Source organism: Propylenella binzhouense (genome assembly GCF_009866965.1).
GTDB classification, from domain to species: Bacteria; Pseudomonadota; Alphaproteobacteria; order Rhizobiales; family Afifellaceae; genus Propylenella; species Propylenella binzhouense.
In genome coordinates, this window is sequence record NZ_SPKJ01000033.1 from 1 (window position 1) to 24,374 (window position 24,374).

21 protein-coding genes are annotated in these 24,374 nt (G+C 70.7%); 15 read left to right on the forward strand and 6 right to left on the reverse strand.

The genetic code is table 11. The annotated features are described in order from the left end of the window. Positions 1–153 precede the first annotated feature (153 nt). From aztA to E4O86_RS11155, 3 genes are read left to right on the forward strand one after another with little or no spacing between them, the layout of a single operon-like run. Positions 154–903 carry a zinc ABC transporter ATP-binding protein AztA gene (gene aztA, locus E4O86_RS11145; RefSeq protein ID WP_161140619.1) on the forward strand — a complete coding sequence of 250 codons (750 nt, stop codon included), beginning with the start codon at positions 154–156 and terminating at the stop codon, positions 901–903. Further along, positions 900–1,769, forward strand: coding sequence for a zinc ABC transporter permease AztB (gene aztB / locus E4O86_RS11150; protein WP_161140650.1), 870 nt, complete (start codon positions 900–902; stop codon positions 1,767–1,769). The genes aztA and aztB overlap by 4 nt, the downstream gene beginning before the upstream one ends. Positions 1,770–1,779: 10 nt before the next feature. Beyond that, positions 1,780–2,721, forward strand: coding sequence for a metal ABC transporter substrate-binding protein (locus E4O86_RS11155; RefSeq protein WP_425500121.1), 942 nt, complete (start codon positions 1,780–1,782; stop codon positions 2,719–2,721). A 7-nt stretch (positions 2,722–2,728) separates the two neighbouring features. On the opposite strand, the gene E4O86_RS11160 is transcribed toward E4O86_RS11155, so the two are convergent. From E4O86_RS11160 to E4O86_RS11175, 4 genes are all read right to left on the reverse strand, one after another. Further along, positions 2,729–3,688, reverse strand: a complete 960-nt coding sequence (locus tag E4O86_RS11160; RefSeq protein ID WP_161140621.1) for a dimethyl sulfoxide reductase anchor subunit family protein — start codon at positions 3,686–3,688, stop codon at positions 2,729–2,731. Positions 3,689–3,691: 3 nt separating this feature from the next. Continuing rightward, positions 3,692–4,450, reverse strand: coding sequence for a 4Fe-4S dicluster domain-containing protein (locus tag E4O86_RS11165; protein ID WP_161140622.1), 759 nt, complete (start codon positions 4,448–4,450; stop codon positions 3,692–3,694). Continuing rightward, positions 4,447–7,296 carry a molybdopterin oxidoreductase family protein gene (locus tag E4O86_RS11170; RefSeq protein ID WP_161140623.1) on the reverse strand — a complete coding sequence of 950 codons (2,850 nt, stop codon included), beginning with the start codon at positions 7,294–7,296 and terminating at the stop codon, positions 4,447–4,449. Before E4O86_RS11170 ends, E4O86_RS11165 begins: the two co-directional genes overlap by 4 nt. 157 nt (positions 7,297–7,453) lie before the next feature. Then, positions 7,454–8,164 carry a GntR family transcriptional regulator gene (locus E4O86_RS11175; RefSeq protein ID WP_343039145.1) on the reverse strand — a complete coding sequence of 237 codons (711 nt, stop codon included), beginning with the start codon at positions 8,162–8,164 and terminating at the stop codon, positions 7,454–7,456. Between the two features lie 131 nt (positions 8,165–8,295). Between E4O86_RS11175 and E4O86_RS11180 the strand changes: the two genes are divergently transcribed. From E4O86_RS11180 to otsB, 12 genes are all read left to right on the forward strand, one after another. Further along, positions 8,296–8,583: a UxaA family hydrolase gene (locus E4O86_RS11180; protein WP_161140624.1), complete on the forward strand. Its 288-nt coding sequence runs from the start codon at positions 8,296–8,298 to the stop codon at positions 8,581–8,583. Between the two features lie 69 nt (positions 8,584–8,652). Beyond that, complete coding sequence (locus tag E4O86_RS11185) at positions 8,653–9,831, forward strand: UxaA family hydrolase (RefSeq protein WP_161140625.1); 1,179 nt, start codon at positions 8,653–8,655, stop codon at positions 9,829–9,831. Positions 9,832–10,034: 203 nt separating this feature from the next. Next, positions 10,035–11,000 (forward strand): tripartite tricarboxylate transporter substrate binding protein, encoded by a 966-nt coding sequence (locus E4O86_RS11190; RefSeq protein WP_161140626.1) that lies wholly within the window; start codon positions 10,035–10,037, stop codon positions 10,998–11,000. A gap of 31 nt (positions 11,001–11,031) precedes the next feature. After that, positions 11,032–13,017, forward strand: coding sequence for a tripartite tricarboxylate transporter permease (locus E4O86_RS11195; RefSeq protein WP_161140627.1), 1,986 nt, complete (start codon positions 11,032–11,034; stop codon positions 13,015–13,017). A 14-nt stretch (positions 13,018–13,031) separates the two neighbouring features. Continuing rightward, the gene (locus E4O86_RS11200) at positions 13,032–13,967 is read left to right on the forward strand and encodes a hydroxyacid dehydrogenase (protein WP_205520832.1); all 936 of its coding nucleotides are present in this window, start codon (positions 13,032–13,034) and stop codon (positions 13,965–13,967) included. Beyond that, positions 13,964–14,965 carry an Ldh family oxidoreductase gene (locus tag E4O86_RS11205; RefSeq protein ID WP_161140628.1) on the forward strand — a complete coding sequence of 334 codons (1,002 nt, stop codon included), beginning with the start codon at positions 13,964–13,966 and terminating at the stop codon, positions 14,963–14,965. Before E4O86_RS11200 ends, E4O86_RS11205 begins: the two co-directional genes overlap by 4 nt. Before the next feature lie 146 nt (positions 14,966–15,111). Then, complete coding sequence (gene ku, locus E4O86_RS11210; RefSeq protein ID WP_161140629.1) at positions 15,112–16,083, forward strand: non-homologous end joining protein Ku; 972 nt, start codon at positions 15,112–15,114, stop codon at positions 16,081–16,083. 4 nt (positions 16,084–16,087) lie between these two features. Continuing rightward, complete coding sequence (ligD, locus tag E4O86_RS11215; RefSeq protein ID WP_161140630.1) at positions 16,088–18,631, forward strand: DNA ligase D; 2,544 nt, start codon at positions 16,088–16,090, stop codon at positions 18,629–18,631. A gap of 42 nt (positions 18,632–18,673) precedes the next feature. After that, complete coding sequence (locus E4O86_RS11220; protein WP_161140631.1) at positions 18,674–19,555, forward strand: glucosamine kinase nucleotide-binding domain-containing protein; 882 nt, start codon at positions 18,674–18,676, stop codon at positions 19,553–19,555. After that, a complete protein-coding gene (locus E4O86_RS11225; RefSeq protein WP_161140632.1) occupies positions 19,552–20,673 on the forward strand; it encodes an N-acetylglucosamine-6-phosphate deacetylase in 1,122 nt (373 codons plus the stop codon). Before E4O86_RS11220 ends, E4O86_RS11225 begins: the two co-directional genes overlap by 4 nt. Continuing rightward, the gene (locus tag E4O86_RS11230) at positions 20,660–21,583 is read left to right on the forward strand and encodes a DMT family transporter (RefSeq protein WP_161140633.1); all 924 of its coding nucleotides are present in this window, start codon (positions 20,660–20,662) and stop codon (positions 21,581–21,583) included. Before E4O86_RS11225 ends, E4O86_RS11230 begins: the two co-directional genes overlap by 14 nt. A 31-nt stretch (positions 21,584–21,614) precedes the next feature. Further along, complete coding sequence (otsB, locus tag E4O86_RS11235; protein WP_161140634.1) at positions 21,615–22,352, forward strand: trehalose-phosphatase; 738 nt, start codon at positions 21,615–21,617, stop codon at positions 22,350–22,352. A gap of 17 nt (positions 22,353–22,369) precedes the next feature. Here the strand turns inward: otsB and E4O86_RS11240 are convergent, their stop codons facing one another. Both E4O86_RS11240 and E4O86_RS11245 read right to left on the reverse strand, forming a co-directional pair. Further along, positions 22,370–23,875: a tripartite tricarboxylate transporter permease gene (locus tag E4O86_RS11240; RefSeq protein ID WP_161140635.1), complete on the reverse strand. Its 1,506-nt coding sequence runs from the start codon at positions 23,873–23,875 to the stop codon at positions 22,370–22,372. 8 nt (positions 23,876–23,883) lie between these two features. Next, the gene (locus E4O86_RS11245) at positions 23,884–24,339 is read right to left on the reverse strand and encodes a tripartite tricarboxylate transporter TctB family protein (RefSeq protein WP_161140636.1); all 456 of its coding nucleotides are present in this window, start codon (positions 24,337–24,339) and stop codon (positions 23,884–23,886) included. Between the last annotated feature and the right edge of the window lie 35 nt (positions 24,340–24,374).

Below are 24,374 nucleotides of genomic sequence, written 5' to 3' on the forward strand. Positions count from 1 at the left end.
ACGCCGTCGCATCCCCGGCGCATGCGCGCCGCGCCGCCGTGCGCCCGCGGCTCGGGCTGCTCGGCGCCGGGCTTGCCGAGCGGCTCGCGGTGGCGGCGGTTCCGGTCGCGGCGATCTGGCTCCTCGTCCTTCTCGTCATCGGATGATCCGCTGATGGCGCCGCTTCTCACCTTCGAGGACCTTACCCTCGGCTATGACGGCCATCCCGCCGTCCACCACCTGGAGGGCGCGGTCGAGGCCGGCTCGCTGACCGCGGTCGTCGGGCCCAACGGCTCGGGCAAGTCGACGCTCATGAAGGCCGTCGCGGGCATGCTGGCGCCGATCGGCGGCCGCGTGGTCCGATCCGGCCTCGCCCCGCACGACATCGCCTATCTGCCGCAGCAATCCGACATCGAGCGCGGCTTCCCGGCGAGCGTGCTCGATCTGGTCGCGCTCGGGCTCTGGCGGCGGCGCGGGCTCGGCGGCCGGATCGGCGGCGGCGATCGCGCGGCGATCGATGGCGCGCTCGCCGCCGTCGGGATGGCCGATTTCGCGGCCCGCGGGATCGACACGCTGTCCGGCGGCCAGCTCCAGCGCGCCCTCTTCGCGCGCGTGCTCGTGCAGGATGCCGGCCTGATCCTTCTCGACGAGCCGTTCAACGCGATCGACACGCGCACGATCGCCGACCTTATCGCGATCGTCCACCGCTGGCAGCGCGAGGGCAGGACCGTGCTTGCCGTCCTGCACGATCTCGACCTCGTCCGGCAGCACTTCCCCCAGGCGCTGCTCCTCGCGCGGGAGGCCGTCGCCTGGGGTGCCGCGGCGGAGGTGCTCACCGCCGGAAATCTCGCCACCGCGCGCGAGCGGATCGCACATTGGGAGGACCACGCACCCTGGTGCGGGGCGGGACGGCACGCGGCATGACGCTCAACGAGATCTTCCTCGCGCCCTTCGTCGAGTTCGAGTTCATGCGCCGCGCGCTCGTCGGCACCACGGCGCTGGCGCTCTCCGCCTGTCCCGTCGGCGTGTTCCTGATGCTGCGCCGCATGAGCCTCTCCGGCGACGCGATCGCCCATTCCATCCTGCCGGGTGCGGCGATCGGCTTCCTCGTCTCCGGGCTACAGCTCCTGCCGATGACCTTCGGCGGCCTCGTCGCCGGGCTCGCGGTCGCCGTGCTCTCCGGCATCGTCGCGCGCTCCACGATCCAGCGGGAGGATGCGAGCCTCGCCGCCTTCTACCTCGTGTCGCTCGCGCTCGGGGTCCTGCTCGTCTCGCTCAGGGGCTCGAGCGTCGATCTCCTCCACGTGCTGTTCGGATCGGTGCTCGCGCTCAACGACCAGGCGCTCGTCCTGATCGCGGCGATCGCGACCGTCAGCCTCGTCGCGCTCGCCTCCGTCTGGCGGGCGCTCGTGGCCGAATGCCTCGATCCGGTCTTCCTGCGCAGCGTGAGCCGCGTCGGCCCGTTCGTGCATCTCCTTTTCCTGGTCCTCGTCGTTCTCAACCTCGTCGGCGGCTTCCAGGCGCTCGGCACGCTCCTCTCGGTCGGGCTGATGATCCTGCCGGCGGCGGCGGCGCGCTTCTGGACGCGGAGGCTCGAGGCGATGTGCGCGCTCGCGATCGCCTTCGGCCTCGCCGCGAGTGTCGCGGGCCTCCTCGTCTCCTACCACCTGAGCCTCGCCTCCGGGCCGTCCATCATCCTGGCCGCCGGGCTCGTCTACCTCGTCTCGCTGCTGTTCGGGACCCGCGGTCTCCTGGCCGGCCGGCGCAGCGTGCGTCACCGCATCGCCTGAGGAGGACATGATGCAAGCTTCCGGACTGATCGCATTCGGCGCTGCGGCCGCGCTTTCCGCCTTCCTTTCCGGGGCCGGGCCGGCCAAAGCCGCGGAGCCCGTCAAGGTCGTCGCGAGCTTCTCCATCCTCGGCGATTTCGTCCGCGAGATCGGCGGCGACCGCGTCGACGTCGTGACGCTCGTCGGACCGAACGGCGACGCGCATGTCTACGAGCCGAGCCCCGCCGATGCCCGCGCGGTCGCCGGTGCCGGTCTCGTCGTGGTGAACGGCCTCGGCTTCGAGGGCTGGCTCGACCGGCTCGTCGAGGCGAGCGGCTACAAGGGCGAGGTGACGGTCGCCTCGACCGGGATCGTGCCGCTCGCTGCTGCGGAGGACGAGCACGAGGACGAACATGCGGGCGCCGAGGAGCACGGACACGAAGGCGTCGATCCGCACGCCTGGCAGTCGGCGGAGAACGCCATCGTCTATGTCGGCAACGTCGCCGACGCGCTCTGCCGCGCGGATGCGGAATCCTGCGCTCTCTTCCGGGCGAACGCGGAGCGCTACCGGGCGGAGCTCTCCGATCTCGACGCCTCCATCAAGGCGAGCTTCGCCGCGCTTTCGCCCGAGCGCCGCAAGGTCATCACCACGCATGACGCCTTCGGCTATTTCGCCCGGGCCTACGGCATCGCGTTCCTCGCGCCCCAGGGCGTCTCCACCGACTCGGAAGCTTCGGCCGCCGATGTCGCGAAGCTCATCACCCAGATCCGCGACGAGGGCGTCACCGCGCTCTTCCTGGAGAATGTCTCGGATCCGCGCCTGATGGAGCAGATCGCCCGCGAGACCGGGATCAAGCCCGGCGGCGAACTCTATTCGGACGCGCTGTCGCCGCCCGACGGTCCCGCCGCCACCTACGTGGCCATGATGCGCCACAATGCCGGGACGCTCCTCGGCGCCATGCGCGGCAGCTGAGCAGCACTCAGGCGGGCCGCGCCGGGAAGCCGGCCGGCCGGGCGCGTTCGCCCTCTCCGTAATAGAGCGAGACGACGTGCTCGGCCTCCGCGAAGAAGAGCCAGCGCTCCGCGAGCAGGCCGAGAAGGAAGGAGAGCGAGGCGGCCGCCGGCCAGATCCAGCCGCCGGCCGCGAGCCCCGCCGCCAGCAGCAGGACAGGGAGCCCGCCGCCGAGAAGCGCGGCGGCCCTGCGCAGCGCTGCCGCATGCCGGCGGGCGGTGCGGAACACCATCTCCCGCGTCAGGTAGTTGCCCATGCTGTGCGGCGGCTCGAGCAGCCGGACGCGGCCATAGCGGCCGAGCCGCGTCGCCGTCTCCGGGCGCGAATCGCCGGAGCCGAGCGGGATGCGGTCGGCCCGGAACCACCACAGCCCCTTGGCCGCCCAGGCCACGAGCAGGAAGCCGAGCGCGAGCCATTCCAGCCCCGCCGCGCGGCCGTCCGCCCCCGCGGCAAAGGCGCTTGCGAGCATCGCGCCGCCGGCCGCCGCGAAGCCGAGATAGCAGGCCGGCGTGAGGCGGGTGTGCCAGCGCGGCACCGTCTTCAGCGAGGCGTAGATCATCGCCGTGGCGTAGACGGTCACGGTCGCGAGCGCCGCCGTGACCAGCCCGAGCGGGACGAGCCGCATCCCGTAGAACAGGTCCGCGGCCATCTGCACGGCGAAAAGGCCGAGGGTGGCGATCGAGAGCACGCCCTCGCGCGAAAGCCAGGACGTCCGCCATTGCGTGAGCGCCCGCCATGCCCGCTCGGGATGGCCGAGATGGAAGGTCGAGGAGAGAAGGCCGACGCCGGTGAGGGCAAGCGCGAGCAGCGCGGCCCACAGGAGCGGGCTGCCCGATCCCGCCAGCGCGCCGAGCGCCAGCAGGGCGACGAGGCCGAAGCCCGCCCCGGACAAGGTGGTGAAGACGATGATCGAGCGCGCCGGATGCATGGGTCAGCCGATCATCTCCACGACGCGTTCGAGCCAGCCGGTCAGCCCGGCCGCCCGCTCCCGCGGGGCTGCAGGCGGCGTTTCGTCCGCTGCGCCGGCGGGCGCCCGGTTCCGCCGCGGCGGAAGGTACTTGTTGACCGGCGCCGTCCCCTGCTCGGGCATCAGGTCGACGCCGCCGCGCGCCGCCACGAGGCGCGAAACGGCCGAATCCGGATCGGCCAGGTCGCCGAAATGCCGGGCATTGGTCGGGCATGTGCGGACGCAGGCGGGCACGCGGTCCACCTCTTCCAGGTTCTCGTTGTAGATGCGGTCGACGCAGAGCGTGCACTTCTTCATCACGCCTTCCGCCTCGTCGAGCTCGCGCGCGCCGTAGGGGCAGGCCCAGGCGCAGAGGCCGCAGCCGATGCACCAGTCCTCGTTCACGAGCACGATGCCGTCCTCGGCGCGCTTGTAGGAGGCGCCGGTCGGGCAGACCGTCACGCAGGGCGCGTCGGCGCAGTGCAGGCACGATTTGGGAAAGTGCACGACCATCGGGCTCGCGCCCGCGCCGTTCGCCTCCGGCAGCACCTCGAAGGTGTGGATCCGGTTGAGGAAGGTCCCGGACGGGGTTTCGCCGTAGGGCTCCTGGTCCGACAGCGCGGCGCCGTAGCCGCCCGTGTTCCACTCCTTGCAGTTGACGACGCAGGCATGGCAGCCAACGCAGACGTCGAGGTCGATGACGAGGCCGAGCTTCTTCGGCGTGTCGTTCGGTAGCGCCGTCACTTTGACCACTCCTGTCCGTAGCGCAGCCGCCCGGGCGGGGAGGGCTGTCCCGGAACGCGCTTCTGCGGCGCGAATTGCGGGCTCGTGACCGCCTTGTCTGGTTCCGCCTTCTCGATCGCCACGCGGAGGTCGAACCAGGCCGCCTGCCCGGTGATCGGATCGGCGTTGGCCCAGCGCATGCCGTCGCCCTTTTCGGGCAGGAGCTCGCGGATCAGGTGGTTGAGCAGGAAGCCCTTCTCGGCTTCCGGCGCGTGCGGGTCGAGGCTCCAGGCGCCCGATCTCTTGCCGATCGCGTTCCAGGTCCAGACGGTCTTGCCGTTGGTCGCCTCCATCCGCGCGATCTGGACCTTGATGCGGCCGTGATGGGAGGAGAGCCAGATCCAGTCGCCGCTCTCCAGCCCGTGCGCATCGCAGATCGGGCCCGGCACGTAGAGGAAGTTGCGGGCATGGATCTGGCGGAGCCAGGCGTTCTGCGATCCCCAGGAATGGTACATCGCCATCGGGCGCTGGGTGACCGCATGGTACGGGAAGTCCGCATCGGCGCGGGCCGCGAGACGGTCTCCCTCGAAGGGCGGATACCAGATCGGAAGCGGGTCGAAGCAGCGCTCGATCACGGGGCGGAGATGGTCGGGCGGCTGCGGCGAGCGCCTGCCGCGGGCCGCGAGCCGGAACTTCGCGAGCGGCTCCGAATAGAGCTGGAAGACGACCGGCTGCGGGCTGTCGTAGAGGCCGATGCCGACGGCCCAGTCCTGGTAGGCGGCGTTGGCGTGCTTGAAGTAGAGCGCCTCGTCCGGGATATGCGTCGCGTAGAAGCCGCCGTTTTCAATGTAGCGGTCGATCTGCGCCTGGTTCGGCGCGCCGCGCCCTTCCGCTCCGCCGTTCTCGCCCCGGAAGCCGATGAGGGGGCCGATCCCCGGCTTGCGCTGGTGGTTGACGATATAGTCGGCGTAGTCGCGGTATTTCGGGGCGCCCTCCTCGTCGACGAAGCCGGGCAGGCCGAGCCGCGCGCCGAGATCGATCAGGACCGACTGGAAGCCGCGCACGTCGCGGTCGGGCGGAAGCACCGGCCAGCGGATCGCGTCGGCTGCGGCATCGGCGTCGCTGATCGGCCGGTCGAGCAGCGAGATGCAGTCGTGGCGCTCGAGATATGTCGTGTCGGGAAGGATCAGGTCGGCATAGGCCACCATCTCGGAGGCGTAGGCGTCGGAATAGATGATCTTCGGAATGACGTACTCGCCGTCCGCCCGCTTGGCCGTCAGCATCGCCATCGTGCCGGCGGTGTTCATCGACGAGTTCCAGGCCATGTTGGCCATGTAGAGGAAGAGCACCTCCACCGGGTACGGATCGCCCGCGGCCGCATTGGCGATCACCATCTGCATCAGGCCGTGCGCGGAGAGCGGCGCCTCCCACGAATAGGCCTTGTCGATGCGCTGCGGGGTCACGCCGTCCGCCTCGAGGAGCAGATGCTCCGGCCCGAGCGGATAGCCGAGCGGGGAGCCGGAAAGCGGCGTGTTCGGCTTGGACCCTCCGGCGGGACGCGGATGCGCTTCCGCGGGCTTGGGGTAGGGCGGCTGGAACCGGAAGCCCCCCGGGCAGTCGATCGAGCCGAGCAGGATCTGGACCAGGTGCAGCGCCCGGCAGGTCTGGAACCCGTTCGAATGGGCCGAGATCCCGCGCATCGCATGGAAGGAGACCGGCCGGCCGACCATCCGCGCGTGCCGCTCGCCCTTCCAGTCGGTCCAGGGCCGCTCGACGATGATCTCTTCCTCGAAGGCGACCTTCGCCATCTCGTCCGCGATCCGCCGGATCGTATCCGCGGGCACGCCGGTGGTTTTCGCCGCTTCCTCGGGCGCATAGGCCGGGTCGCCGTATTTCGCGGCGATCAGGCTGAAGACCGGTACGGCGACGCGCCCGTCCGGGAGCCGGACTTCGCCCTCGAGGCGCGGTCTGGTCCCGGGCTGCCTGTGTGACGCGAGCGTACCGGCGCCCTCGTCGAAGACGAGCGCATTTCCGTCGGGATCGCGTGCGAAGAGCCCGTCGTCCGGGCCCGCTTCGTCTCTGATGACGAGCCAGCCGGCATTGGTGTAACGGGCGAGATAGTCGCGGTCGATGCGCCCGGTCCGGATCAGCTCGTGGACGAGGGCGAGGGCGAACAGGCCGTCGGTGCCGGGGGTGATGCCGATCCACTCGTCGGCAATGGCGTTGTAGCCGGTTCGGACCGGGTTCACCCCGACGATCTTCGCGCCGTTCGCCCTGAGCTTCGAGAGGCCGATCTTGATCGGGTTCGAATCGTGGTCCTCTGCCACGCCGAAGATCATCAGGAAGCGGCTCCGCTCCCAGTCGGGCTCGCCGAACTCCCAGAACGAGCCGCCGAAGGTGTAGATCCCGGCGGTGGCCATGTTGACCGAGCAGAAGCCGCCATGGGCCGCGAAGTTCATGGTGCCGAACTGCTGCGCCCACCAGCCGGTCAGCGCCTGGCTCTGGTCGCGGCCGGTGAAGAAGGCGAGCTTCTTCGGATCGGTTTCCCGGATCGGCCTCAGCCAGTCGGTCGCGATCGCCAGCGCCTCGTCCCACTCGATGGCGCGGAACTCGCCGGCCCCGCGTTCGCCGACGCGGAGAAGCGGCTTGCTGAGCCGGGCCGGCGAATAGTGCTGCATGATGCCGGCCGAGCCCTTGGCGCAGAGCACGCCGCGATTGACCGGATGGGCGCGGTTGCCCTCGATATACCGGATCTTGCCGTCCCGGATGTGGACGTTGATGCCGCAGCGGCAGGCGCACATGTAGCAGGTGGTCTGCCTGACCTCGTCGGAGACTTTCGGCGAGAGATCGAGTGTCGGCTGGCTCATCGGCGATCCCTCGATGTCGCGTTGCTGCGCTGTCCCGCCCACCCGGCCGGCCGAATTCCGGCCCAAAGCGGCGTCGGTTCGATTCTCATGCCGCGGGCGTCCTAGGCGCTATCGGCCGAAGCTGCAATTGCTGCCGCACGGAAGTCCTTTCGCCCGCTCACTTCAGGTCGATGAGGTAATGGAAGCTGTCGGTCAGGCAGCGCGACACGCGCCACTCGATCGGCGCCTCGTCGAGGCCGTAGGCGATCCGGTCGATGAGGAGGAGCGGTGTCCCCTCGGGGCATCCGAGCTGCTCGGCGTCGGCGGCGGAGGCTGCCACCGCCTTCACCCTCTCCACGGCATGGCCCACGGTGAGGCCGAAGCGCGTGGCATAGAGCGAGTAGACGTTGTTCGGCACCATCTCGACGCGGTCGAGACCGGCGAACCGGGTGACCGGAAGCGTGATCGTCTCGGCGATCACCGGCCGGCCCTCCAGGAAGCGCGTGCGGTCGAGCTGCCAGACGCTGCTGCGGGGCGGAAGCTTCAGCTTCGCCCGCGCGGCGGCGGCGGATTTCGTCTTCGCGAGGCTGTTCAGGATGCTGTCCGGCAGGCGGCGCGAACCGTCGTCCGCCGTCAGCTTGAAGAACTTGAAGAGGAGCCGTCCCGCTTCCGGCTCGGCGACGAAGGTTCCGCGGCCCTGGCGCCGGACCACCAGGCTGTCCGCCGCGAGCGCGTCGAGCGCCTTGCGCACGGTGCCCTGGCTGACGCCCATCTCGAGCGCGATCTGCTGCTCGCTCGGCAGCATCTGACCGGGCTGCCAGCGGCCGTCGATCAGCCGCGAGACCATCGCCTCCCGGACCTGCCGGTAGAGGGGGCGAAGCTCGAGCACGGTCTCCGAAATCGCTGCCTCCTTCGCCGCTCGGGGGGAACCTAGCAGAGGACGGTTGACACCGGAAGGGCTCCGTATCTTATGTCTTATATAAGAGGTGAGCTATGGCGCATGCCGCAGGAGGAAGCGGAATGAGTATCCCCCAGTGCCTCGTGCACGAACACAAGGACAATGTGGGCGTCGTGGTGGTCGAGGGCCTGAAGGCCGGCACCGACATGCTGTGCGTCGTCACAGCCGACAATTCGTCCTTCCATCTGACCGCCAAGTCCGACGTGCCGATCGGGCACAAGGTGGCGCTTGCGGATCTGAAGGCCGGCGACACCGCGGTGAAATACGGCGAGGACATCGGCCGCTTCGTCGCGGACGTCGAGAAGGGCGGCCACGTCCATGTCCAGAACCTGAAGACCAAGCGCTGGTAGCGCGTCAGCCCGAAACGATCACGATCTCCCGCGCTCCCCCGCAGCGCCAGGGAGAAGAGGGAGGCCCCGATGGCTCTCAACGGCAATCAGAAGATCATGGCCTACCGGCGCGAGAACGGCCGCGTCGGCGTGCGCAACCACGTCATCGTCCTGCCGGTCGACGATATCTCGAACGCCGCCTGCGAGGGCGTCGCCAACAACATCAAGGGCACGATGGCGCTTCCGCACGCCTATGGCCGGCTGCAGTTCGGCGAGGATCTCGACCTGCACTTCCGGACCATGATCGGAACCGGCTCCAACCCGAACGTCGCGGCCTGCATCGTCATCGGCATCGAGCCCGGCTGGACGAACCGCATCGTCGAGGGCATCGCCAAGACCGGCAAGCCGGTCGCGGGCTTCTCGATCGAGCAGAACGGCGACCTGAAGACGATCATGGACGCCTCGCGCAAGGCGAAGGAGTTCGTCCACTGGGCGACCGAGCTGCAGCGCGAGGAATGCGACATCTCGGAGCTCTGGGTCTCCACCAAATGCGGCGAGAGCGATACCACGACCGGCCTCGGCTCGTGCCCGACCGTGGGCAACATGTATGACAAGCTGATCCCGGAGGGCATCTACGGCTGCTTCGGCGAGACCTCCGAGATCACCGGCGCGGAGCACATCTGCAAGGCGCGGGCGGCGAGCCCCGAGGTCGGCGAGCGCTGGTACAGGATGTGGAAGGCCTACCAGGACGACGTCATCGAGGCCCACAAGGTCGACGATCTCTCCGAGAGCCAGCCGACCAAGGGCAATATCGAGGGCGGGCTCACCACGATCGAGGAGAAGGCGCTCGGCAATCTCGAGAAGATCGGCCGCGAGTGCCGCTACATCGACATCCTCGAGCCCGCGGAGGCGCCGAAATCCGGCCCCGGCCTCTATTTCATGGATTCGTCCTCGGCGGCGGCCGAATGCGTGACGCTGATGGCGGCGGGCGGCTACGTGATCCACACCTTCCCGACCGGGCAGGGCAACGTCATCGGCAATCCCATCGTGCCGGTGATCAAGATCACCGCCAATCCGCGCACCGTCCGGACCATGTCGGAGCATGTCGATCTCGACGTCTCCGGCATCCTGCGCCGGGAGATGACGATCGACCAGGCCGGCGACGCGCTGATCGACATGGTGGCGCGGACCGCCAACGGCCGGAACACCGCCGCGGAGGCGCTCGGCCACCGCGAGTTCGTGATGACGAAGCTCTACCGGAGCGCCTGAACGGGGCCTGGCGTCCTCCGGGCGCGTCGGGATCGGGGCGGGGGCCGCCTCCCGCCCGGCCTTTCCCGCCGTTCCCGTTGCAGTCCGCCGCGCGAACGTGTTTCGTGCATGTCCCGGACGGGCGGATGCCGTCCGTCCGGCAAGACCGGCGACCAGCCGGCGCAAGCGTCAACGCGCTCAACCTTTGGGAGGAGAAGGACCCGATGAAACTTCCGAACGTCGCTTCCGGCACGCGCGCGCTGCTCGCCGCCGCAATCCTCACGCTCGGCGGGATCGGCGGCGCGGCCGCGTTCCCGGACAAGCCGGTCGAGTACATCATCCCGTTCGGGCCGGGCGGCGAGTCCGACATCGCGGCGCGGCTGCAGCAGCCCTATTTCAAGAAGATGTTCGGCCAGGACCTCGTCATCTCCTACAAGGAGGGCGGCGGCGGCGCGGTCGGATGGGCCCAGCTCAACGGCCTCAACGCCGACGGCCACACGATCATGGGCATCAACCTGCCGCATATCGTGATCCAGCCGGCCGAAAAGGATGTCGGCTACAAGACCGACGACATGGTGCCGGTCTACTGGTTCCAGTACACGCCCGACGCCATCGTCGTTCCGGCCGGCAGCGAGTTCAAGACGCTGCAGGACCTCATCGCCTACGCCAAGGAGAATCCCGGTCGGGTGACCTTCTCCGGGTCGGGCAAGGGCACGGCGAACCATCTGGCGCAGGTCCGCTTCGACAAGCTCGCCGGCATCAAGACGACCTACGTTCCGTTCGGCGGCACCGGTCCCGCGACCGCCGCGGTTCTCGGCAACCAGGTCTCCGCCTCCTGGGGCTACACCACGGTCGGTGCCGCCCAGGGCGATCAGGTTCGCATGCTCGCGGTCGCCATGGAGGAGCGGCATCCCCTGTTTCCGGACGTTCCGACCTTCAAGGAGCTCGGCTTCGACATGACGGGCGGCGCGCTTCGCGGCATCGCCGTGCCGAAGGGCGTCGCCGAGGAGAAGCGCAAGGCCTGGTCGGACATGATCGCCAAGATCAACAAGGACGAAGGCTTCCGCAAGCAGATGCTCGACGGCGGCTTCGCGCTCATCGACGTGCCCTATGGCGAGATGCAGGCCTTCATGCAGAAGCAGAAGGACGACTACATCTCCGCCGCCAAGGAAGCGGGCATCCTGAAATAGACCGGCCGGCCGGGAACGGAGGGGACGGGCCGTGGCGGGTCTCGACCATTTGCTTGGTGCGCTGACCCCGCTGAACGTGCTCTTCGCACTGTTCGGGGTGGTCGTCGGAACCGTCGTCGGCTCCATACCGGGGCTGACGGCGACCATGGCGGTGGCGGTCCTCGTGCCGCTCACCTTCACCATGGAGCCGGCCTCGGCCCTCATCCTGATGGGCGCGATCTATACCGGCGCCATCTATGGCGGAGCCTATTCCGCCATCCTCCTCAACACGCCCGGCACGCCGTCCTCGATCGCGACGACCTTCGACGGCTATCCGATGGCGCGTCGCGGCGACGGCGATCTCGCGATCACCGTGGCCTGCCTCGCGAGCGTCATAGGCGGGCTGGTCGGCGCGTTCTTCCTGCTGACGCTCGCGCCGCCGCTCTCGCGCGTCGCGCTCGCCTTCGGTCCGGTCGAGTATTTCTGGCTGGCGATCTTCGGGCTCTCGCTCATCGCGGCGCTTTCGGAGGGCAGCCTCTTCAAGGGGCTCGCGGGCGGGGCGCTCGGGCTGCTGCTCTCCTGCGTCGGGGTCGCGGCCGTCTCGGCGGACGTCCGGCTCACCTTCGGCAGCCAGACCCTGATCGGCGGGATCCAGATCGTCGCGGCCCTGATCGGTCTCTACTGCATCCCCGTCCTCGTCGACCTGGTCGCGACGCCGGACCGCCATCTCCATCTCGAGGAGACGCCGCGCGGCTACCGGCTCAAGGAGGCGCTTGCGATCGCGCTCCGCGAGAAGGTCAACCTGATCCGCTCGTCGGTGATCGGGACCATCGTCGGAATCCTGCCGGGCGCCGGCGGTTCGGTCGCCTCGCTGGTCGCCTATTCCGAGGCCCGCCGCGCGTCCCGCCACGGCCAGCAATACGGGCGCGGCGAGCCGGGCGGCATCATCGCCACGGAATCCTCCAACAACGCGACCGTCGGCGGCGGCTTCATCCCCACCATGGTGCTCGGCATCCCGGGCACGCCGACCGACGCCGTCATCCTCGGCGCCCTTCTCGTCCAGGGCATCCGGACCGGGCCCAAGCTCTTCACCTCCCAGGGCGCGATCGTCTACACCTTCATCTGGGGTCTCGTGATCGCGACGATCCTGATGCTGCCGACCGGCCTCCTTCTCGGCCGCTACGCCTATCGCACCATCGTGACGATCCCGAAGGCCGTGCTCGTCCCGACCGTCGCCTTCATGACCGTCATCGGCACGTACGCGATCCGCAACAGCGAGTCCGACGTCGTCATCATGATCATTCTCGGCGTGATCGGGTGGATCGTCTCGCGGTTCGGCTTCGCGGTCTCGCCGATCGTGCTCGGCCTCATTCTCGGCCCCATCGCCGAGCAGGGCTTCGTCCAGGCCTGGACGATCGGTTCGGCCGTCGGCGACCTGCCGGGCATGTTCTTCGGCCGGCCGATCAGCCTCGGCATCATCGCCTTCACCATCCTTTCGCTGCTCTATCCGTTCCTGAAGACCTGGCTCGCGGCCCGCGGATCGCAGCCGGTGCCGCTCGGCGAGGGACGGCCCGAGCAGCGGGTCAGGGGGCGGCCGGACTGGGCGACGGCGTTCGTCGCCCTTGTCCTGGCCGGCATCGGAGGCGTGGCTCTCCTCGATGCGCGGACCTACGGCGATCCGGATTCGGCGGCGTTCCCGGTGACCGTCGCGATCGTCCTCGTCGCGATGAGCCTCATCGTCGCGCTCCGCGCCGCGATCGGCTGGGGCACGCCCCCGGCGGCGGACCGCGGATCGGTCCCGCGGCGGGTCGCGCTGCCGGTCGTCATGCTCCTCTGCGCCGGGCTGATGGCGATGTTCGGCTTCGTCCCGGCCATGCTGGTCATGTTCATGGCGCTTCTGGCCGTCGCCATGCACGATCCCTGGACGCCGCGCCGCGCGGGACTCTTCGTCGCCGCCGGCGTCGTCATCGTGATCGGCTTCTACGCCCTCTTCCGATATGGGCTGATGGTGCCGCTTCCCGGCAGCTTCCTGCTCTGATCCTGGAGTCCGATTTGCCCGACATCGTCGTCTCCGAATTCATGGAGGAGAGCGCCGTCGCCGTTCTCGCGGCGCGGTACGCCACGCATTACGATCCGAAGCTCGCCGACAGGCCCGACGAGCTCGCCGCGCTGGCGGCGGATGCCCGCGCGCTGGTGGTCAGGAACCGGACCCAGGTGCGCGGGCGCGTGCTCGAAGCGGCATCGCGGCTCGAATGCGTCGGGCGTCTCGGCGTCGGGCTCGACAACATCGACATGGCGGCCTGCAAGGCGCGCGGCATCGCGGTCTATCCCGCGACCGGCGCCAACGATCTCCCCGTGGCCGAATATGTGATCACCGCCGCGCTGGTGCTCCTGCGGCGGGCCTGGTTCGCGACCGATGCCATGGTCGCCGGCGCCTGGCCGCGCGAGAGGCTGATGGTCGGCGGCGAGCTGAGCGGGAAGCTTCTCGGGCTCGTCGGCTTCGGCGCCATCGCGCGCCAGACCGCGGCGCGCGCGGCCGCGCTCGGGATGCGGGTCGCGGCCTGCGATCCGTTCGTCCCGGAGAGCGATCCGGCGTGGCGGTCGGCCGAGCGGCGCGAACTGGACGATCTCCTTGCGGACGCGGATGTCGTGAGCCTCCACGTTCCGCTCACGGACGGGACGCGGCGCCTGCTCGACGGCGCCCGGCTCGCGCGCATGAAGCCCGGCGCGGTCCTCGTCAATGCCGCCCGCGGCGGGGTCGTCGACGAGGGGGCGCTCGCCGACGCCCTGAAGAGCGGCGCACTCGGCGGCGCGGCGCTCGACGTCTTCGAGCGCGAGCCGCTCGAAGGCGAGGCGGCGGCGATCTTCGCCGGCGTGCCGAACCTCATCCTGACGCCGCATATCGCCGGTCTCACCGCCGAATCGAACGTCCGCGTGTCGAGCCTGACGGCCGAGAACGTCCTGCGCCATCTGGAGGGGCGGAAATGACCGGGGTGCGGCTTTCCCTCGCAGAGGCCGAAGCGCTGGTCGCGGGCGCCCTCGTCCGATCGCGCACGTCCCCGGCGAATGCCGCCTCGGTGGCGGCGGCGCTGGTGCGGGCGGAGGCGAGCGGGCAATCCGGCCACGGGCTTCGCCGCGTGACGAGCTACGCGGCGCAGGCGCGCTCCGGAAAGGTCGACGGCTTCGCCGAGCCGAGCCTCGCGCATACCGCGCCGGGCGTCCTCGCCGTGGACGTCGCCAACGGCTTCGCCTTCCCCGCCATCGAGCGGGCGGTGCGGCAGCTTCCGGCGATCGCGCGCCGGCAGGGCGTTGCGCTTGCCGGCTTCCGGCGCTCGCATCATGCCGGGGTTCTCGGCCTCCTCGTTGAGGATCTCGCCGAGGCCGGGCTGGTGGCGCTCGCCTTTGCCAACACGCCGGCCGCGATGGCGCCGTGGGGCGGCAGGACGGCGCTCTTCGGCACCAATCCGATCGCCTTTGCGGCGCCCTGCGAGGGGCGGGCGCCGGTGGTGGTCGACCTCTCGCTGTCGAAGGTCGCGCGCGGCAGGATCATGGCTGCGAAGCAGCAGGGGATCCCGATCCCCGAGGGCTGGGCGCTCGACCCGGAGGGAAGGGCCACGACGGATGCGGCGGCGGGGCTCGCCGGCACCATGGTGCCGCTCGGCGATGCCAAGGGCACCGCGCTCGCCCTCATGGTGGAGATGCTCGCCGCGGGGCTCGTCGGCGCGAACTATGCCGCGGAGGCGAGTTCGTTCTTCGACGCCGAGGGCGAGCCCCCGGGTGTCGGCCAGCTCGTGATCGCGATCGATCCGGGCCTCGTCGGCGGCGCGGGAGTGACCGCCCGGTTCGCGGAGCTCGCCGCGGCGGTCGAGGCCGATGCCGGCCGGGTGCCCGGCGCCCGCGGCCGTTCGCTGCGCATGCAAGCCGCGTCGGAAGGAATCGTGGTCGACGAGGCCGTGGTGGCGGAGATCCGCTCGATCGGCGGCTGATCCGGCTTCCGTGCGCCCCCCGCTGGCCCGCGGCGAGACGGCGGCGCCTTCCCGCGCGGTTGCGCATCGGAGAAGATAGCCGGCTCGGAACGGCTGGCGCGGGCGGCGCGTTATCCGCTACCGTACAGCGTTCCCGCGTGGTTCCCATGGCTGCCGCCCGCCCGATCTGGAAAGGTCACCTGCGCCTCTCCCTCGTCTCGATCCCGGTCGAGCTCTATACGGCCACGAAATCGACCGCGAAGATCTCCTTCCGCCAGATCCACGAGCCGAGCGGCAAGCCGGTCAAGTACGAGAAGGTGGTGCCCGGCGTCGGGCCGGTCGATACCGACGAGATCCTGAAAGGCTTCGAATACGAGAAGGGGCACTACGTGCTCCTCTCCGACGAGGACATCGACGACGTGCGGCTCGAGACGCGGAAGACGCTGGAGCTGACCCAGTTCGTCGGCGCCTGCGAGATCGAGCCGCTCTATTTCGACAAGCCCTATTTCGTGGTGCCGCAGGACGAACTCGCGGAGGACGCCTTCCGCGTCGTGCGCGACGCGCTGAAGGAATCGCAGAAGGTCGGGCTCGGCCAGCTCGCGCTCCGCGGCAAGGAATATCTCGCCGCCATCAAGCCCTGCGGCACCGGCCTCCTGCTCGAGACGCTCCATTACGAGGAGGAGATCCGGAAGGCCGATTCCTTCTTCTCCGCGATCAGCGGCGCGAAGGCGGACGACGACCTGCTCGCCGTGGCGCGCCAGCTCATCGAGCGCAAGACGGCGCCCTTCGACGCCGCCGCCTTCAAGGACAATTACACGAACGCGCTCAGGGCGCTGATCGACGAGCGGCTGAAGCGCAAGGGCGGCAAGGTCGCCACCGCGCCGGAGGCCGAGCCGGTCCGCACCGGCGGCAACGTCATCGACCTGATGGCGGCGCTGAAGCAGAGCCTCGAAGGTTCGGCCGGCCCGGCGGCGAAGGGCGGGTCTGAGCCGCCGTCAAAGCCCGCGGCGGGGAAGTCCGGCCGTGCGAAGAGCGCCGCCAAGCCGGCCGCGGCGAAGCCCGCCGCCGCGAAGAAGCCCGCCGCGAAGGCCCGGACCGCAGCGCCGGCTTCGGCGGCGAAGGCGCGGAAGTCGGCGTGACGGCATGGCAGAGGCGCGTCCGCCGGATTCCCTGAAGGAGTACAAGCGCAAGCGCGACTTCTCGCGGACCGCGGAGCCGGAGGGGCGGGTCGCCACGGGCCGGGGCTTCAGCTTCGTCGTGCAGAAGCATGCCGCGCGCCGGCTCCACTACGATTTCAGGCTCGAGCTCGACGGCGTCCTGAAGAGCTGGGCCGTGACCAAGGGGCCGAGCCTCGACCCCGGCGAGAAGCGGCTCGCGGTCCGCACGGAGGACCATCCGCTCGATTACGGCGGCTTCGAGGGCACGATCCCGAAGGGCGAATATGGCGGCGGCACCGTGATGCTCTGGGACCGGGGCACGTGGGAGCCGCTCCACGATCCGCGCGAGGGACTTGCGGAAGGCAAGCTCCACTTCGTCCTCCATGGCGAGCGGCTGAAGGGCGGCTGGGCGCTCGTCCGCCTCAGGCCGAGAAGCGGCGAGAAGCGGGAGAACTGGCTCCTCATCAAGGAGCGCGACGAGACGGCCGACGAGGTCGATCCGCTGCTCGCGCAGAACGTCACGAGCGTGGCGACCGGCCGCTCGATGGAGGAGATCGCGACCGGCAATTCGGCCGTATGGCGCTCCAACCGGCCGAAGGACGGTGACGATCCGGATGCGCCGCGGCCGAAGCCCCGGCGAGCGACGAAAAGCGCGAAGGCGGGGGCGGCCTCCGGCCTGCCCGATTTCCGCCCGCCTCAGCTCGCCACTCTGGTCGCGGTGCCGCCGGACGGGCGGGACTGGGTGCACGAGCTGAAATATGACGGCTACCGCGTGCTGGTGGCGGCCGACGGGACCGAGGTCCGGTGCTATACGCGGAACGGCCTCGACTGGACCGCGCGCTTCCGGCCGGTGGCCGACGCCTTCGCGCGCCTCGGCCTCGGCGGCGCGCTGATCGACGGCGAGGTGGCCGCCTTCGCGCCCGACGGCCGCACGGACTTTTCCACGCTCCAGGCCGCGCTGAAGGAGGGGCGGCCGATCGCCTTCTTCGCCTTCGACCTCCTGGTCGAGGCGGGCGAGGACATCGCCGCCCTGCCGCTCACCGAGCGGAAGGAGCGCCTGCGGGCCCTCCTCGCGGGGCTGCCGGCGGACGTGCCGATCCATTACAGCGAGCACATTCGGGGCGAGGGCCAGGCCGTGCTCGGCCGCATCTGCGCCGCCGGCCACGAAGGCATCGTCTCGAAGCGCGCCGACGCGCCCTATCGCGGCGAGCGGACGCGGTCCTGGCTCAAGACCAAGTGCACCCGGCGGCAGGAATTCGTGATCGGCGGCTGGACGCCGTCGGACAAGCGGAGAGGCTTCCGCTCGCTGCTGGTCGGGACCTGGAAGGACGGCAGGCTCGTCTATGCCGGCCGCGTCGGCACCGGCTTCGACGGGGATGACCTCGAGATGCTCGCCGCGCGCTTCGAGCGGCTCGGCCGGAAGGATCCGCCTTTCGCCGAAGTGCCGCGCGAGGTGCGGCGCAAGGCGCGCTGGGTGGAGCCCGAACTCGTGGCCGAGATCGCCTTCACGGAATTCACGAGCGACGGCATCCTGCGCCATCCCTCGTTCCAGGGCCTGCGCGAGGACAAGCCGGCGCGCGAGGTCAGGCTCGAAACGCCTGCGGACGCGCCCGCCAGGCCGGGCGGGGAGGGCGAGGATACCGAGCGCGCCGGCATCCGCATCACGAGCCCGAACAAGGTGCTCTTCCCCGGCCAGGGCGTCACCAAGGCGGATCTTCTCGATTATTACGAGGCGGTGGGCGAGGCGATGCTGCGCTATGTCGGCGGCCGCCCGCTCAGCCTGGTGCGCTGCCCGCAGGGGCGCGGCCGCAAGTGCTTCTTCCAGAAGCACGACACCGGCGGCTTTCCGGACGCCATGCGGCGCGTGATGATCACCGAGAATTCCGGCGAGACGGAACAATATTTCTATGTCGACGATCTCGCGGGCCTCGTCGCCGGCGTGCAGATGGGCGTGCTCGAATTCCATCTCTGGGGCTCGCGCATCGACGCGATCGAGAAGCCGGAGCGGCTCGTCTTCGACCTCGACCCGGACGAGGGACTGGGCTTCGCCGACGTGCGCCGCGCGGCCTTCGACCTCCGCGACCGGCTCGACGCGATCGGGCTTGCGACCTATCCGATGCTCACCGGCGGCAAGGGCGTGCACGTCATCGCGCCGCTCGTGCGCCGCGCCGGCTGGGTCGAGACCAAGGCCTTCTGCAAGCGGATCGCCGAGGCGATGGCGGAGGAGGAGCCGGGCCGCTTCGTCGCCATCATGTCGAAGGCCCGCCGCAAGGGCCGCATCTTCGTCGACTATCTCCGCAACGAGCGCGGCTCGACGGCGATCGGTCCCTATTCGACGCGCGCCCGCGAGGGCGCTCCCGTCGCGGCCCCGGTGACTTGGGACGAACTCGCCGGCATCGAGCGCGGCTCGGCCTTCGACATCCGCAGCCTGCTGGCGCTCCTCCTCGAGCGCGGCGACCCTTGGCCGGACTATTTCAAGCAGAAGCAATCGCTCACGAAGACGGTGCTGAGGGCCGCCGGCCTCGCCTGAGCGCGCCTTGCGCGGCCTTCCGGTTTCGGCCAGAGAGGCGCGATGGAGCGGCTCATCCTCTGCGTCGACGGCGGCGGCACCGGCTCGCGCGCCCGCCTCGTCCGGCGCGACGGGAGCGCCCTCGCCGAGGTGGCCGCAGGGCCCTGCAACGCGACGACCGATGCGGGCGGGGCGGCGGAAAGCCTCACCGAGCTGTGGCGCCGCGCGGCGGAGGCCGCGGACCTCGACCCGTCGGCGTCGGCGGAATGCGCGCTTGCGATCGGCGCCGCGGGTCTTGCGCTCCCCGCCTCGCGCGAGCGGCTCTTCGCCGCCGCCCCGCGCTTCGCGGAGAGGCACGTCATGAGCGACGGCTATGCGGCGCTCGTCGGCGCGGGCGGCGGCGCGCCCGCCGGCCTCCTCGTCATGGGCACCGGCGCGGTCGGCCACGCGCTCCATGCCGACGGGAGCTCGGTCCAGCGCGACGGTTGGGGCTGGATCGGGGGGGACCGCGGCTCGGGCGCGTGGATCGGCCGGGAGGCCGTGCAGCATGCGCTCACCGTCCGCGACGGCGCGGCGGAAGGCGGGCCGCTCGCCGCTTCCGTCGCTGCCGCGCTCGGGCAGGAGGACGCGGCCATTCTCGCCTGGCTCGCCGGCGCGGGGCAAAGGCGGCTCGCCTCGCTCGCGCCGCCCGTCTTCGACGCCGCCGGGGCGGATTCCGCCGCTGCCGCCATTCTCGATCGGGCAGCCGCGCACGGCGCCGCGCTGGTCGGGAGCCTCGCGCTCGAAGCCGGGGCGAAGCTCTTCGCGGCGGGGTCGGTGGCGGCGCGCCTCCGCCCGCGCCTCGAGGCGCGGATCGGGCGCGGCTTCGATCCGGCCGCCGGTGACGCCATGCACGGCGCCTTCCTGGTGGCGGTCGGCCGCGCGCCGGAGGAGCGGCGCCGATGACGGATGCGGTCGAGGGCTGCGTTCTGACGCCGGAGGGGTGGGTGGCCGGCCGCGTGCTCCACGCGGAGGGGCGGATCGCGGCCGTCGAGGGCAGGGCGCTCGCGCCCGGCGAGCCGCCGCCGCCTCCTTACGTCGTGCCGGGCTTCGTCGACCTCCACGTCCATGGCGGCGGCGGCGCCGATGCCATGGAAGGCGAGCCGGCTGTCCGCAGGCTGGCACGCTTCCATGCGCGGCATGGAACGACGGCGCTCGCGCCGACCACGGTGACGGCGCCGCCGGCGGAGATCGCGTCGGCCCTTGCGGGGATTGAAGCGGTCCGCCGCGATTCGCGCGAGGGGGAGGCGCGCGTGCTGGGGGCGCATCTCGAGGGGCCGTTCATCAGTCCGGAGAGGCTCGGCGCCCAGCCGCCCTTTGCGATCGCGCCCGACGCGGACCTCGCCCGCGCCTGGCTCGCCCTCTGCCGGATCGTCGTGGTCACGCTCGCGCCTGAACTGCCGGGTGCGGAGGCGCTCATCGCGGCGCTTTCGCAAGCCGGCTGCCGCGTGCAGATCGGCCACAGCCTGGCGAGTGCCGAGGCGGCGGAGGCGGCGCTGCGGTCGGGTGCCTGCGGCTTCACGCATCTCTTCAACGCGATGTCGGGGCTCGACCACAGGAGGCCCGGCGTCGCGGCCGCGGCGCTCGCATATGGCGAGAGCGCCGAAATCATCGCCGATCTCCGGCATGTCGCGCCGGCGATGATCCGGGCCGCAGCGCGTGCCGTCCCGCGGCTCCATGCGGTGACGGACGCGATCTCCGCGGCCGGCATGCCGGACGGCGCCTACAGGCTCGGCTCGCACCGGGTCGAGAAGCGCGGCGAGACGGTCACCATGCCCGACGGGGCGACGCTCGCCGGCAGCGTCCTCACCATGGACCGGGCGCTCGAAAACCTCGTCGGGATCGGCCTGCCGCTCGAACGCGCGGTCGCCATGACGAGCACCCGGCCGGCGGAGCATGTCGGCCGGCAGGACATCGGCCGGATCGCGCCCGGCTGCCGGGCGGATCTGGTCACGCTCGGCGCCCGGCTCGCCGTCGAGGCGGTCCTCGTCGGCGGAAGGGCCGTTCCCGATGCCGGCCGCTGACGGCGGCGGAGCCCGGGCCCGGTTCCTCGCCGCCGCCGCCCCGGCTCTCTTCGTGGTGCTCTGGGCGACGGGCTTCATCGGCGCCCGCATGACCATGCCCCATGCGGAGCCCATGATCCTCCTCGTGATGCGCTTCGCGCTCGCCGGCGCGGTGCTCCTCCTGGCGGCCGCCGTCATGCGCTCGCCCTGGCCCAGGCGGCGCGCGCTCGTCCATGTCGCGGTGGCGGGCATCCTCATCCAGGCGATCTATCTCGGCGGCGTGTTCGCCGCGACCCGGCTCGGGCTTGAGGCAGGGGTCAGCGCGCTCATCGTCGGCGTGCAGCCCCTCGTCACGGCGGCGCTCGCGGGGCCCGTCCTCGGCGAGCGCGTCGGGCCGGTGAAATGGGCCGGCCTGGCGCTCGGCGCGCTCGGGGTGGCCCTCGTGATCGAACAGAAGCTCGAGGCGGGGCTCGGAACGCCGCTCGCGGTGGGGCTCTGCACGGTCTCGCTCTTCGCCATCGCGATCGGCACCCTCTACCAGAAGCGCTTCGCGGCCGCGGAGCCGATCGTGACGGCGACCATCGTCCAGTACGGGGCCTCGGCTCTCCTCTGCCTCGCGCTTTCGTTCCTGTTCGAGACGCGGGCGGTCGACTGGACCGGCACGCTCGTCTTCGGCCTCGTCTGGCTCGCGCTGGTGCTCTCCTGCGGCGCCGTCACGCTGCTCTACTGGCTGCTGCGTCACGGCGCGGCGGCGAACGTCGCGAGCCTCTTCTTCATGGTGCCGCCCTGCGCGGCCCTGATGGGCTGGGCGCTCTTCGGCGAAACCATGAGCGGAAGCGCGCTGCTCGGCATGGCGCTCGCCGCGGCGGGCGTGGCGACCGTCAGCCGGGCCGGCGCGCGGTCCGTGCCGGCGGCCGGGCCGATGCGTTGACCTCGCAAGCGCGCATGCCATCTTCACGCCCATGACAGACCACGCCCCGCCGCCGCTCGACCCCGCCCGCAACGCCCTCTTCCTCGATTTCGACGGCACCTTCGTCGATTTCGCGCCGGAGCCGGACGCGATCGTGGTCCGCCCCGGCGGGCGGGAGCTCCTGAAGACCGTGGCCCGGCGGCTCGGCGGCGCGCTCGCCCTCGTCACCGGCCGGCGGATCGAGAACCTCGACGGCCATCTCGGGGCGGTCGGCCTTCCGACCGCCGGGCTGCATGGTCAGCAGAGCCGGATGGCGGCGGGCGAGGCGATCGAGCTTCGCCCGACCTCGCCGCAGATGGAGGAGGCGCGTCGCCGGATCGCCGACGCGATCCGGCCGGGCGATCCGATCGCGGTGGAGGACAAGGGCGGAGCGCTCGTCCTGCATTACCGCCGGGCTCCGGGCGAGGCGCCGCGGGCACGGGCGATCGGCGCGCGCGCGGTGGCCGGCCTCGCCGATCTCCACGCCCAGTCGGGCCACGACATCGTGGAGGTCCGCCAGCGCGGCATCGGCAAGGCCGAGGCCGTCCGCCGCTTCTCGGAGCAACCGCCGTTCGCCGGGCGCATCCCGGTCTTCGTCGGCGACGACACGACGGACGAGGACGGCTTCCGGGCGGCGGCCGAGCTCGGCGGCTTCGGCGTCAAGATCGGGCCGGGGGAGACGGCGGCGCGGTACCGGCTGGCGGATGTCTCGGCGCTGCATGCCTGGCTGGCGGCATCGGCCTGCGGCTGACCGGTGCCTGCGGAACGTCAGTCCTCTTCGACGAAGACCTCTTCCCGCTTCTTCCGGACCGAGGGAAGGATCGTCACGATCAGGATCAGCGCCGCGGCGATCAGGAGCCCGGCGCTGATCGGGCGCGTCAGGAAGATCATCGGGTCGCCCCGCGAGATGATCATGGCGCGGCGGAGGTGCTCCTCGAGGAGCGGGCCGAGCACGAAGCCGAGAAGGAGCGGCGCCGGCTCGCAGCCGAGCTTGACGAGCAGGTAGCCGATCACGCCGAGCACCACGATGGCGTAGATGTCGAAGGCGTTGAAGTTGATGCTGTACGTCCCGATGCTCGCGAAGGCGATGATGGCCGGGAACAGCACGTTGTAGGGAATCGTGAGCATCTTCACCCAGATCCCGATCAGCGGCAGGTTGAGGAGGACCAGCATCAGGTTGCCGACCCACATCGAGACGATGATGCCCCAGAAGAGCGCCGGCTCGTCGTTGATGACGTTCGGGCCCGGCGTGATGCCCTGGATGATGAACGCGCCGATGATGAGCGCCATCACGGGATGGGCCGGAATGCCGAGCGTGAGGAGCGGGATGAAGGAGGTCTGGGCGGCCGCGTTGTTGGCCGATTCCGGGCCGGCCACGCCCTCGATGGCGCCGTTGCCGAATTCCTGCGGCCTGCGCGAGACGCGCTTCTCGAGCGAGTAGGAGGCGAAGGAGGAAAGAACGTGGCCGCCGCCCGGCAGGATCCCGAGCGCCGCGCCGAGCGCGGTCCCGCGCAGGATCGGCGCGGCCACGCGCTTGAAGTCCTCCTTCGTGAGCCAGAGGTTGCTGACGTGGCGTATGCCCACCTCGCGCGTCGTCTCGTGCTCGAGATTGCGCAGGATCTCGGCGACGCCGAAGACGCCGACGGCCACCGAGACGAAGTTGATGCCGCTGTAGAGCTCGAAGAAGCCGAAGGTGAAGCGCGGCGTCCCGGTATAGATGTCCTGCCCGACCATGCCGAGAAGCAGCCCGAGCACGATCATCGCGAGCGCCTTCACCACCGAGCCGTGGGCGAGGGCGATCGAGGCGATGAGCCCGAGCACGATGAGCGAGAAATATTCGGGCGGTCCGAACCTGAGCGCGATGCGGGCGAGCGGGGGTGCGGCGACGGCGAGGATCAGGGTGGCGACGGTGCCGGCGAAAAAGGAGCCGAGCGCCGCGGTGGCGAGCGCCGGCCCGGCGCGGCCCTTGCGGGCCATCACGTAGCCGTCGATGGCGGTGACCGCGGATGACGATTCGCCCGGCAGGTTGATCAGGATCGCCGTCGTGGAGCCGCCATATTGCGCGCCGTAATAGATGCCGGCCAGCATGATGAGCGCGGTCACCGGCTCGAAGTTGAAGGTGATCGGCAGCAGCATCGCGATGGTGGCGGTCGGGCCGATCCCGGGCAGGACGCCGACCATCGTGCCGAGAAGGACGCCGACGAAGCAGTAGAGGACGTTGACCGGGCTGAGCGCCGTTTCGAAGCCGAGCGCGAGATGGGAGAGCAGGTCCATGGGCGCGCTCAGACCGGCAGCCAGGGGCCGACGAGCGGCAGCGTCACGCCCAGCCCGTAGACGAAGATCGCGATGCAGAAGGCCGTCAGCGCCAGGGCGAGAAGGGCCGCCGTCGGGATCCCCGTCCGCTGGCTCGCCAGGGCGGCCAGGAAGACGGTGACGAAGAGCGTCGGCGCGAGCCCGAGGCCCTGCACGGCATATCCGAAGAAGACGAGGGCGCCGAGGATCAGCGCGGCGCCGCGCCAGGGCACCGTTCCGATGTCGCCGCCCTCGCCGGCGAGCATCCCCTCGACGATCACGCCGATGCCGAGCGCGACCAGGATGCCCGCAAGCACGAGCGGGAAGTAGCCTGGCCCCATGCGGAGCGCCGTGCCGAGCTCGTAGCCGAGCGCGGCATAGCCGAAGGCGAGGCCGAAGGCGATGAAGGCGAGGCCGGCGAGAAGGTCCTTGACGGATTTCGGCATGGATCGGGCGGGTTCCGGACGCCGCAAGAGGGGGA